Here is a 10,744-nt window from a genome sequence, read left to right on the forward strand (position 1 = left end):
ATGAAACGAGCGCAAGTTCATGTTGTCGGTAAACCGAAAGATCTTTGGGTCTACAGCCACTACGGCGCCGACACAGTTGCCGAAGATGTCGGAAAGGCTTTGAAAAAGGTCCTCGATTTCGCTGGGGTTCAAGGCTGGCGAGATGCCAGCCTGGTACTGCCCCACATCATTCACCAAATGATGTCAACCGAAGACCGAAGCGTACGAGTCGTGGTCAAACCACCAGCGGGTTTTGATTTTGACCTCGTCGTAGACTGTTTGGCTCTTGAGGTACGCCCAACTACGGCCATGGGCAGAATGATTGTCAGTTTCGAGTCGTTCATCGAGATGGTCGCTCCAGCCTCAGCCACAGCCTGACGAAAGTCCGAACCTCGGGCCCACGGTGAACACCGTGGGCCTGAATTCTTTATAAAATCCGGCCGCTGCCAGGTTTAGCCATCACTTCATCATTCTCAAAAACCGTTTGGCCGCGCAAAATCACTTTTTGAACCCGCCCGAAAGCCGTTTGGCCGGCAAAGGGGCTCCAACCGCACTTGGTTTTAAGATCCTCGTTCTTGATGACGAACTCCCCGGCGCTGACCTCGACGTGGCTGGTCGGATCAGCCTTCAGGCCAATAATTTTACGCGGGTTGGTGGAGCATTTAGCGATGATAGCTTCGCGGCTAATTTTACCCTCACGCTCAGCCTGCAAAAGTAGCGGCAGGGTTGTTTCCAACCCCGGCACCCCAAAGGCGCCTTCGTCTTTTTCGCTTCGCGTGTGCGGAGCATGATCGCTTTCGATGGCGTCAACTTGGTCGAGGTTTGACCACAGATAATCAACGTCAGCTTGGGGTTTGAGTGATGGCTTCATCATGCCATAATTACCCAAACGCTTTTCGTCGCTGGCGTTCAAAAACAAATGGTGGGGCGTGATGCCGCAACTAACCGGCAAGCCGGCTTTTTTGGCCTCAAGAATTGGCAGTAACTCAGCCCGACTGGAAACGTGGCAAACGTGGGTGGCTTGGCCGGTTTTGGCCGTCACTTTCAGCGCTGTTTTGATGACGTCCGCCTCAGCGTGCAGCAGAATTGGTTTAGGGCTACTCCAAGCCCTAAAGATTTTTTCGAGGTGGGCTGGGTCGAGCAAATAATTGCCGGTGGTGACGTTTAGATACAGCTTCAGACCCGACGTTAATTTCATGGCTCCAGCGAACTGGTCCAAATTATCGCCTAGCGATCCAAAGTGAAAACCAACGTCGGCTACGATCTGACGCCTAGCCGAGGCGATTTTAGCTTTTAACAGCTTGACGGTGGTAATAGCTTCGGCATTATTAGGCATATCGTAGACGGCAGTATAGCCACCGGCTAAGGCGGCTTGGGTGCCGGTGTAGAAATCCTCTTTTTGGGTTTGGCCGGGATCGCGCAAGTGGACATGCAAATCAACTAGGCCGGGGAGCTTGATAATTTCAGTCATGATTTTTCTCCAACACCCATTCCAAAAGTGCCATGCGAATAAACATACCATTGCCAGCCTGGCGAAAGTAGGCCGCTCTGGGGTCACTATCAACGGCCGGGGTGATTTCATCAACTCTAGGCAAGGGGTGCATGAGGATGGCGTCTTTTTTGAGTAAGATCATATCTTTCGCATCAATCACGAAGGTTTGAGCCAGTTTGGAGCTATCAAAGCGTTCTTTTTGGACTCTGGTCCAGTAGACCACATCGGCCAACTTTAAGGCTGATTCGATATCACTGGTTTCATTAAACTTGGTGCCCTGTTTTGTTAAATGATCGGTGATGTCGCGGCCGATCTCCAAGCCAGGCGGCGCCAAAAAAGTAATTTGATTGGCCTTGAACTTGGCTAGCAGATAGGCCAGCGACCGGGCCGTGCGGCCGTGAGCTAGATCGCCGCCGATAACGACATGCAAATTATCGCTGCGGCCCAGCTCCTTTTGGATGGTGTAGAGATCAAGCAGGGCCTGGGTCGGGTGCTGGCCCATGCCGTCGCCGGCATTAATGATTGGCACGCTGCTTATGGCAGCGGCTCGCTCAGCGGCCCCGGTTTCGTTGTGACGCAACACAATCACATCGGGGCGATATTGGCACAGCGTTTTGATAGTGTCCTCGAGGGTTTCACCCTTGGCGGCTGATGAGAATTCGCGGGCGTTTTCGGTGCTGACGACTTGCATGCCCAGGTGTTGGGCGGCCGCGTTGAATGAGACTCTAGTCCTAGTCGAAGGTTCGTAAAAAATCGTAAACATCATATTACCCTCGAGTAACCTAATTTGCTGGCCGTTCTTTTGATCAATCAAGTGCTCCAACTCAGCAGTCCGGGCAAATAGAGTCTCAATAAAACGTCGATCAAATTGTTGGGCTTCTAGGACATGTCGCATACCCGCATTATAGGGTAGAGTTTGGTCTTAACCAATAAAGCCTTGTAAAAGCGGCGCCAACCTACGTATACTGGACTCGTAAGGTAGGGAGTTATGGGAAGAATCGAAGAACTGATCATTGTTTTCCTGATCATCCTTTTGCTCTTCGGTGCCAAGCGGATTCCGCAACTGGCCCGGAGCATTGGTCAATCGATCAATGAGGTCAAGAAGGGTGTCGCAGAGGGGAGCCCCAAAGACGACGATCAAGACAAAAAGTCGTCATAGTTCCTAGTTAGATAAAGCGGCCCGTTGAATTTTAACTCAGCGGCCGTTTTGATATTGATTTACATATAAACCCGCGGAGAAGACTGCGCGCCTCGAAAATACTTACGCCTAAATGGTATGATTGCCGTATGAATGTCATTTCGGTCCAGGATGTTACTAAAGATTTTGGCTCAACCAAGGCTTTGCGGGGTATCAACTTGACGGTCGAATCAGGTCAGGTCTTCGGCTTTCTGGGTCCCAATGGCGCCGGTAAGACCACCATGATTCGAGCCATGATGGACTTCATCCGCCCGACCAGTGGCAGTATTCGAATCTTTGGGGCTGATTCCCAATCCGCCAGCGCGGACTTGAAGCAAAAAATTGGCTTTCTGTCAGCCGATAACGCCCTCTACCCCCATTGGACTGGCCGTACCCATATTGATTTCGCTGCTCGCCTGTCCGGCAAGGGCCAATACGTTGACGAAATAGTTCGCCGGCTCGATTTGAACTTGAGCGCCAAGGCCGGCCAGCTTTCAAGTGGCAATAAGCAAAAATTAGCTCTGGCTTTGGCTGTAGTCGGTGATCCTGAGCTTTTGATTATGGACGAGCCGACGAGGGGATTGGATCCGCTACTTCAAAATGAGCTCTACTCCACCTTGGGTGAATTCAAAGCTAAGGGCGGTACCATTTTTCTTTCGAGTCATAACCTGGGCGAAGTCCAACGTATTTGCGACACTGTCGCAGTTATTAATCGGGGAAAGTTAGTGGCCGAAAAATCTATGAACGACTTCCGTGATATGCATGTTCATATGGTTAGTGTGGTGGTAGCCAAAACCGTTGACCCTAAGCAATTTAATTTGAAAAACGTCGATGTTGTCTCCAGTCAAGGATCATCTCTAACCCTAAAAGTCCGCGGCGATATCAACCCAATATTATCCCAACTAAGCCAATTGGATGTTAAAGACCTAGAGGTTAGCCACTTAAGTTTAGAAGAAGTCTTTATGGAGCTGTATAAGTGAATCGGGTCTGGGTCATCATTCGCCGCGATCAAGCTGATCGCAAGGTTTCATTGATTATCTATTGCGCCGTTATTCTAGCCTTCATCACTCTCTATTCCTCGCTCTACCCTTCGATTCACAGCCAGGCCGCTAATTTGAATCAGCTTTTGAAATCCTACCCCAAAAGCCTGGCCAGCGCCTTTAACCTCGAAGACCTATCATTTGATACCCTGGAAAAATACATTGCGGCTGAAATCTTTAGTTTTTCCTGGTTGATTCTGACCATTATATTAATGTTATCGCGGGCGGCCAACGCTCTAGCGGGCGAAGTCGAACGCGGCACTATGAGCTTTCTATTATCGCAGCCGATTAAGCGCCTACAACTTTTTGCCGCTAGGTACTTATCCAACTTGATTACGCTACTAATCTTTACGGTTGTTTCAGTTCTCGGCATCATCCCAATCGCTAGCGCCTTCGGCAATCACCCCATGGCCGGGCGTTTTGTAGAGCTGCTTTGGCCAACCTTGATGTTTGGTTGGACGATAATGGCTCTCGGCATGATGCTCTCAAGCTTCTTTAATGAGCGCTCTCGAGTCTATTTTGTAGCCGGCGGTATGCTTATGATCATGTATGTTCTAAATATCGTAGCCGGCCTCAAGGATAGTCTGAAGTGGGTGGGTAAAATTTCGGTTTTTCACTACTTCAATCCGCAGCAAGTCTTGGTTCACGGCCACCAAAACAGCGCTCTGTTTTTGGTTTTTAGCTTGAGTATTGGGGCTACTACCAGCATCGGAGCTTGGTGGTTCAACCGTCGGGACCTGTCGGTTTAAGAGCCGGTTATGAAGCAGGGTATGGTCAAAACATTTACCGACCGCTTTCCCTTCGTCGGCCCAATATTTTGGATGGTCAGCTTCCAGTACTATTTGGCCCAACTGATTGTGGCAGCGGCTTGGACCATTCCGTATAGCATAACCATCAACACCATCAGCGACCTAGGCAATACGGTCTGCGGGATCTACAACGGCCGTTACGTCTGCTCGCCCCGCCATGCCCTCATGAATGTTTCGTTCGTGACTCTGGGTATTACCATGATGATTGGCGCAGTTTTGATCTACCAGGAATTCCGAGAGAACTTGGGCGGGCTAATTGGTTTTAGTTTTATGGGTCTGGCCGGGTTGGGCACCATTTTGGTCGGGCTATTTCCCGAAAACGTTAACGCCACTTGGCACCAGCTTGGCGCTGCCTTGCCATTCTTTGTCGGCAATTTAAGTATGATTATCCTGGGGCTTAGCCTTGACATTCCCAGGCCTTTGAAAATTTACACCCTTTTCTCTGGTTTCATTTCTCTAACTGCGGCGGTACTATTTACCAGCCATCATTTCTTGAGTTTGGGTGGTGGTGGGATGGAAAGAATCGCCGCCTACCCGCAGACTATGTGGATAATAGTATTTGGTCTCTATATCTCAACCAACCACCTGAAGGCTGCTAATCAAGCCGATTTGAGCGCCAACATTAAATCATAGATCTTGCACACAGTGTTGGAGTTGCGAGCCGTCATCTGTTTATGCAATTTGGTGCCAACTAGTTTAACCATTTTGCTTTCGATAACCTTACCACGATCAATTCGCCAGACCACGGCACCGGGGAAATACTTAACGTCTTCAATTTCTGGATCGTTTGGTAATTGCTCCACAATGTTTGGATCATCAATCTCGGGCCACAAAAACAAAACATCGCATTTCATATTTGTGTCATTGACCCACGAATTTGGAATGGCTTCGACCAGCTTTTCCACTTGATCAATATTTCTGAGTAACACTTTGACGCTGAAGCCAAAATCGTGCTCAATGGCAGCTTCGATCTGAGCCGTCAGTTGTTGCTGATCACGAGACTCAGTTAAAAATATGACATTACCGGAATTGATATAAGTTTTCACAGCACTTAAGCCCAGTCGCTCAAAAGTCACTTTGAGTTTGGCCATCTCGACCTTGCCCGTCCCCCCAACATTGATACCTCTAAGTAATGCTGCGTAGATCATAATTATTACCAATAAATTGGTGACCCCAGCGGGATACGGGCTTGGCTGGTGCCAACCCTAGCTGTCTCGCTGTGCTCGACTAGTCGAACTGAAATGTTCGAATCTCGCACCCCAATAAAAAAATTCAGGCAAGCCTGCTATTTTTTATTGGTGACCCCAGCGGGATTCGAACCCGCGTTGCCACATTGAAAGCGTGGAGTCCTGAACCACTAGACGATGGGGCCACGTCGCAGCGGCACTTACGGCTGACGTCCGACCTTGGGCGGACTCTAGCCTTCACATCGCTGCTCCTTACCGCATTGTAAACGGCTTACGCCTGGTTTCCAATGCGGTTATTCAAAGACAGATTCATACAATAACAGCTTTTCTTAATTATATCAATTAGTGCCTTACTGGAGGGCGGCGACGACTTTTTCGACCACCTGCTTGGGACTGTAGTCGCTTTTGACCATGACACTCTTGGCTCCCAGCTTCATAGCCTCTTTGGATCTGGTCTCATCACTTAAATTGGTCAAAATAATAACCGGGATAGGTTTGGTCAGTTCATCGGCTTGCAAGCGACGCATCACCTCAATACCGTCCATATCTGGCATCATAATATCTAGCAAAATAAGATCGGGTTTAACTTGACTGGCTTTTTGCAACCCGTCACCCGGGAGTAAGGCCGAAACTACCTCAATATCGGAAAAACTAAAAATTCGTTCATACATCCGTACAATTAATGGATCGTCGTCGATTAAGAGAATTTTTTTGGCCATATTACTCTCCTTTCTTCAGTTTAGAGGGTTTTGCCGCCGGCAACGTTAGACTAAAGGTCGTGCCCTTCCCCGGCTCTGATGACTCCAGGCGAATTAATCCGCCCATCCCTTCCATCAGCATTTTGGAAATATAGAGGCCGAGACCGGTCCCATGAGTCGTGTCCCTGGCACTCCCAGGCTTGAGACTCCCCGGCGTCGCTCGCGAGAGAATGTTTTCTTCGGCCTGCTGAAACTTTTTAAACAGCAGATTGTGTCTCTCTGGCGGAATGCCTTCGCCGGTATCGGTCACAAAAATGCGAACGTAGTCAGGATGCGATTCCAGCCGCATAGTAATGCTACCGCTGTGGGTAAAGGTTACAGCATTTGAGAGCAAATTAATCAAAACTTGTCGCAGCTTGATTTGATCAGCCCTGGCCACAATTTTACCTCGACCATCCAGAATCTCCAATTTCAGTTCAAGACCTTGTTGACCAACAGTATGCTGATATTCCTTAACCAACCCTTGTAGCAGTTCTGGCAAATCAACCGCCGTGAGCTCAAATTTAATGCGATTTTGCTCTAGTCTCGAGGTATCTAGGAAATCGTTGACCATTTGGATCAGGCGTCGGCTAGAATCATAAATGTCTTTGGTCATACCGGCTAGCTCCGGATTTTTAACTTTCGGAATGACGTGCTCAGCGATCATGGCGGCGTTGCCCATGATGACAGTTAGCGGCGTTCTAAGTTCGTGCGAGGCGATCGAAAAGAACTCATCCCGAGCTCGCTTCAGGCTGCGTTCAAGAGTGATGTCTTCGAATAAAATGATACTCCCAATCACCGGCGCTTGACCCGGTGATTCAGTCACCGGTGCCACATAGATCCGCAAGAATTTCTCTAATAGTGGGACCTCGCCCAAACTATGGCTGGTGATGGTGTTAATAGCATTGCTGATGGTTTGCTCCAACTTAATTTTGGGCATGAGTCGTTCGAGCTCGGCTAGTTTTACCTCCTTGGCTCGTTTCGGGTCGGCAAATAGAATTCGTCTGGCGGCGTCATTAACCATGGTGATATTTAGGTTGGCATCGGTCATGATGAAACCGATGTTAAAAGCATTAATGGAAGCTCTCAGCCTGGTATGGGCTTCTTCTAATTGCTGCCGGTTTTGGCGGAAGTATTGGCTAAGCAGTAGGGCAATCTGGCCAAACTCGCTGGTACTGGTGCCGAGTTCTTCGAGATTATTAGGGTCCTTAGTAGCAAGCGTTCGAGATATTTTATTCAAAGGGTTAGTCACGTAGCGAGTCAAAAACCAGAGTAGGGCTAGTAGTACCGGGATAACGATGATAACGAAGTTTTTCACGCGCTGGGAATTCTGGGTATAGAGTTCACGAATGCTTGGAGCATCAGCTGTAGCCTGTAAGCGGGCGATGGTTTGGCCATTCATATCGCCTAGAGTCTTGTCGATGACGACCTGGCCCGTGCTCGGATCAGGCATGGTTGGGTTATCGTTGCCGCTCAGTAAATTGACGTTACTTTTTGAATCGTTACCCAGGCGTTGGCGAAATTCAGCGTTGTAGAGCCGGCCGACAAAGAAGTAGCCTTGGGGCACGGTTTGTCGGTTCGGGTCATTAGATGGGTGGATGGTGGCAGCTCGGATCTCGACGATGCCTGAAGATGTCCGCACAAAAAAGTGGGCTAGGCGCTGTTTAGTAAACACTTGAGCGATTTCGGCTTTCGATAACGGCAAGTCGATGGCCGAGACATTCGAACCATTATTCTGATAAACCTTGGTGCCATCGGTCCGAAAGACCCAAATAGCATCGACCTGATAGGTGCTAAGAGCAGTATCCAGGTTGTCTTGAGCAAATTTTTTGGTGGGTTTTTTGACGAAAGCCACCATATCATCCCAATAGGTGTAGTCGGTTGCCAAGTTGGCCTGGGGTTCACCATCCAAGCGGTAAACGGCCGAAAACAGCCGTTGGCGTTCATCGACGACGTCTTGGTATAGAGTCTCGGTGTGGCGCTTTTCACTCTGTGATAAGACGAATAGACCGATGGCTGCGGCAGCTAGCAGAGCAAGCATCAGCAGTATGACGCGATATTGGGTTTTGATTTTCACCTCGCGCTCACCATAAGCATTATAAATAGTTTACCACCTGGACGGCCTGATACGGAACTTCTTACCCCCCAGCACTATTCTCCCGCTCCCACTCAATCTACCCCCACGCCTTTTGCCCAGCGTCTTTTACCGTTCGGCCTTAAGACTGGCTCGCGAGTTATCGTCGCTCGCTAATAGGACGTACAGTCTTTCGGCTCGAACGGTTATATTTATTAAACATTCATACAGCAGATTGCGAAGAACAAAGTAGGGGGAGATATTAACTGAGCAATCTGCTCTAGATGATCTAGAAAAAGACACCCACCCACCAATTTTTTGGTATCGACTAAGTTATGATGCAACTGCGGGAGTAATAAGAGTGAGCTTACCCAAAAAATTGGTGGGGGGAAGAATTACGGCTTCGCAACTGGGGGAGATTTCCTGGAAAGGTGGTGAGTTTCAACAGGCTCGGTTTTACCAAGTGGTATTTCGAAGCCAAACAAACTACCCTGACCCTCCGTGCTTTCAAACAAAATCCGGCCACCTTCGGCTTGAATGATCTTTTTGGCTAGGTACAGACCCAAACCAGTTCCGTCTGGTCGTAGATTCCTAGCGTTTTCGGCCCGATAGAATTTACCAAACAAGTGATCCTTGGCATTATCCGGTACTCCAATACCGGTGTCCATGACGCTTAAGCGCACTGCGGAACCAGCCCGAGCTAGCGTCACAGTGACGCTGCCCCGCTCAGTGTAATAAATGGCGTTGTCGACGAAGTTGATGATGACTTGGCGGATTTTGCCGGCGTCAACGTCGAGCTTGGGCAGATTTTTGGGCGCTAAAACCACTAGTTTGACGCCCTTGGATTCAGCGTGGTTGGCTAGCAAGCGAGTTTCATCGCGAACCAGTTGAGCTAAGTCGGTTGGCTCTGGGTTCAAGATGAAGCGGCCGGCATTCAGGCGTGAAACATTCAATAGATCGGCTATGACATAAACCATCCGCTGAGTGCTCTCAAAGGCCATTTCGGCAAACTTACGCTGGCGAGTTTGGAGTGGTTCGGCGTCGCCCTCCAGCATCATCGAAATATAGCCTTTGATGGTGGTCAGCGGAGTCCGCAGTTGGTGGGAGGCCATGCTGATGAATTCGTCTTTGGCTTGATCGAGTTCTTTTAAGTGATGGTTGGCTACTCGCAAACGGGCCGTGGCACTGGTAATTCGGTCTTTGAGGGTTTCGTTAAAACTTGAGACTTGTTCGTAGGCTATGGCATTACTAATGGCGACGGCCAGCTGAGACGATAGAATCTTTAGTAATTCTATGTCTTGATCGGAATATATTTCGCCGCTCAATTTATCGCCTAACATCAAAAAGCCGACGAACTGGCCTTTGGTTCGAAGCAACACACTTAAGCGGGCATTTAATTGTCGTAAGAGTTGGCGACCATGTCCATTCTCAATCTGATCGGCTGAAACAATTGGCTGGCCTAAGGTCCTGACCATTTCCATCGTTAGGTTAGTGCGCAGTGGCGGTCCGAAATCGGCCAAATTGTAAATCCGACCCTCGTGCAAAATAATAAAGTGGCCGCTGGTGATCCTAAGCCTGTGGCAGAGCTGGGTCAGAGTGGATTTGAGCAATTTGGTTAGAATGATTTCGGATAAAATAACTTCGCCCAATTCGTTTAAAACTTCTTCGGTCACATAGCGATCCCGAAAGAAAATATTATTGGTTAAATGCTCAAAGAACCGTCTCAGCGGTTGGAAGGTAAAGGCCAGCAATATCGCCAGCACGGTGTAGGTCAACTGCTGGTAACTATTAATCTGATTACCGCTAAAGAACAGGCGCGAAACACCGAAAATGGCAGCACCGTACAGGCTACCCAATGTGACCAGTAGCATCGAGTAGGCTAGGGATCTGGCGGCTAAGGGCCGGATGTCGAAGAGATGATGTTTGATCATGGCATAGCCGATGGCTAGCGACATAAGTAAAAACGACGGTACACCGACGATGACGCTGTAGCGATCCAAGCCCAGCCGCAGGAAAGTAAAATTAACTAGCAAATTGGCAATGAAAGCCACGACGATGCCATAAACCATGAAGCGGATTTGGTTTTTGTATTCGCGCTCGACTCGATTAATTTTGGCAAACAGATAGGCAATGGTAGCAGTCGTGTAGATTAAGGCATAGAGTTGCAGGGCGATTGAGAGTGGCCCGGGAGAAAAGTGATAGCCGGCGCTATCAAAACTAACTTGGCCAAAGTAGCCCGGAAGCCAGGG

At 49.0% G+C, this 10,744-nt stretch carries 11 protein-coding genes and 1 tRNA gene; 5 read left to right on the forward strand and 7 right to left on the reverse strand.

Annotation, left to right across the window (positions count from 1 at the left end; all coding sequences use genetic code 11):
* Positions 1-357 (forward strand): hypothetical protein, encoded by a 357-nt coding sequence (locus VLE72_02440; protein ID HSX14746.1) that lies wholly within the window; start codon positions 1-3, stop codon positions 355-357.
* A gap of 49 nt (positions 358-406) precedes the next feature.
* Here VLE72_02440 and VLE72_02445 read toward each other — a convergent pair whose 3' ends face one another.
* Both VLE72_02445 and pyrB read right to left on the reverse strand, forming a co-directional pair.
* A complete protein-coding gene (locus VLE72_02445; protein HSX14747.1) occupies positions 407-1,450 on the reverse strand; it encodes a dihydroorotase family protein in 1,044 nt (347 codons plus the stop codon).
* Positions 1,443-2,366, reverse strand: a complete 924-nt coding sequence (gene pyrB, locus VLE72_02450) for an aspartate carbamoyltransferase (protein HSX14748.1) — start codon at positions 2,364-2,366, stop codon at positions 1,443-1,445. The genes VLE72_02445 and pyrB overlap by 8 nt, the downstream gene beginning before the upstream one ends.
* A 93-nt stretch (positions 2,367-2,459) precedes the next feature.
* Here pyrB and VLE72_02455 point away from each other — a divergent pair, with 93 nt between their 5' ends.
* From VLE72_02455 to VLE72_02470, 4 genes are all read left to right on the forward strand, one after another.
* Positions 2,460-2,630, forward strand: a complete 171-nt coding sequence (locus VLE72_02455) for a twin-arginine translocase TatA/TatE family subunit (GenBank protein HSX14749.1) — start codon at positions 2,460-2,462, stop codon at positions 2,628-2,630.
* 128 nt (positions 2,631-2,758) lie between these two features.
* Entirely contained in the window at positions 2,759-3,628 is an 870-nt protein-coding gene (locus VLE72_02460; GenBank protein HSX14750.1) for an ABC transporter ATP-binding protein, read from the forward strand.
* Positions 3,625-4,437 carry an ABC transporter permease subunit gene (locus tag VLE72_02465; GenBank protein HSX14751.1) on the forward strand — a complete coding sequence of 271 codons (813 nt, stop codon included), beginning with the start codon at positions 3,625-3,627 and terminating at the stop codon, positions 4,435-4,437. Before VLE72_02460 ends, VLE72_02465 begins: the two co-directional genes overlap by 4 nt.
* 9 nt (positions 4,438-4,446) lie before the next feature.
* The gene (locus VLE72_02470; protein ID HSX14752.1) at positions 4,447-5,130 is read left to right on the forward strand and encodes a DUF998 domain-containing protein; all 684 of its coding nucleotides are present in this window, start codon (positions 4,447-4,449) and stop codon (positions 5,128-5,130) included.
* Here VLE72_02470 and VLE72_02475 read toward each other — a convergent pair.
* The 5 genes from VLE72_02475 to VLE72_02495 all read right to left on the reverse strand — a co-directional run.
* Positions 5,097-5,645, reverse strand: coding sequence for a DUF1697 domain-containing protein (locus tag VLE72_02475; GenBank protein HSX14753.1), 549 nt, complete (start codon positions 5,643-5,645; stop codon positions 5,097-5,099). The two genes, VLE72_02470 and VLE72_02475, sit on opposite strands and share 34 nt — an antisense overlap.
* Positions 5,646-5,793: 148 nt before the next feature.
* A tRNA-Glu gene (locus tag VLE72_02480) sits at positions 5,794-5,869 on the reverse strand.
* A gap of 165 nt (positions 5,870-6,034) precedes the next feature.
* The gene (locus tag VLE72_02485; GenBank protein ID HSX14754.1) at positions 6,035-6,403 is read right to left on the reverse strand and encodes a response regulator; all 369 of its coding nucleotides are present in this window, start codon (positions 6,401-6,403) and stop codon (positions 6,035-6,037) included.
* Position 6,404: 1 nt separating this feature from the next.
* Positions 6,405-8,498 carry an ATP-binding protein gene (locus tag VLE72_02490; protein HSX14755.1) on the reverse strand — a complete coding sequence of 698 codons (2,094 nt, stop codon included), beginning with the start codon at positions 8,496-8,498 and terminating at the stop codon, positions 6,405-6,407.
* Positions 8,499-8,890: 392 nt separating this feature from the next.
* On the reverse strand, positions 8,891-10,744 hold a 1,854-nt coding region (locus VLE72_02495; GenBank protein HSX14756.1), incomplete at its 5' end, for an ATP-binding protein.

The organism is Candidatus Saccharimonadales bacterium, from assembly GCA_035480635.1.
GTDB lineage: Bacteria > Patescibacteriota > Saccharimonadia > UBA4664 > DATIHN01 > DATIHN01.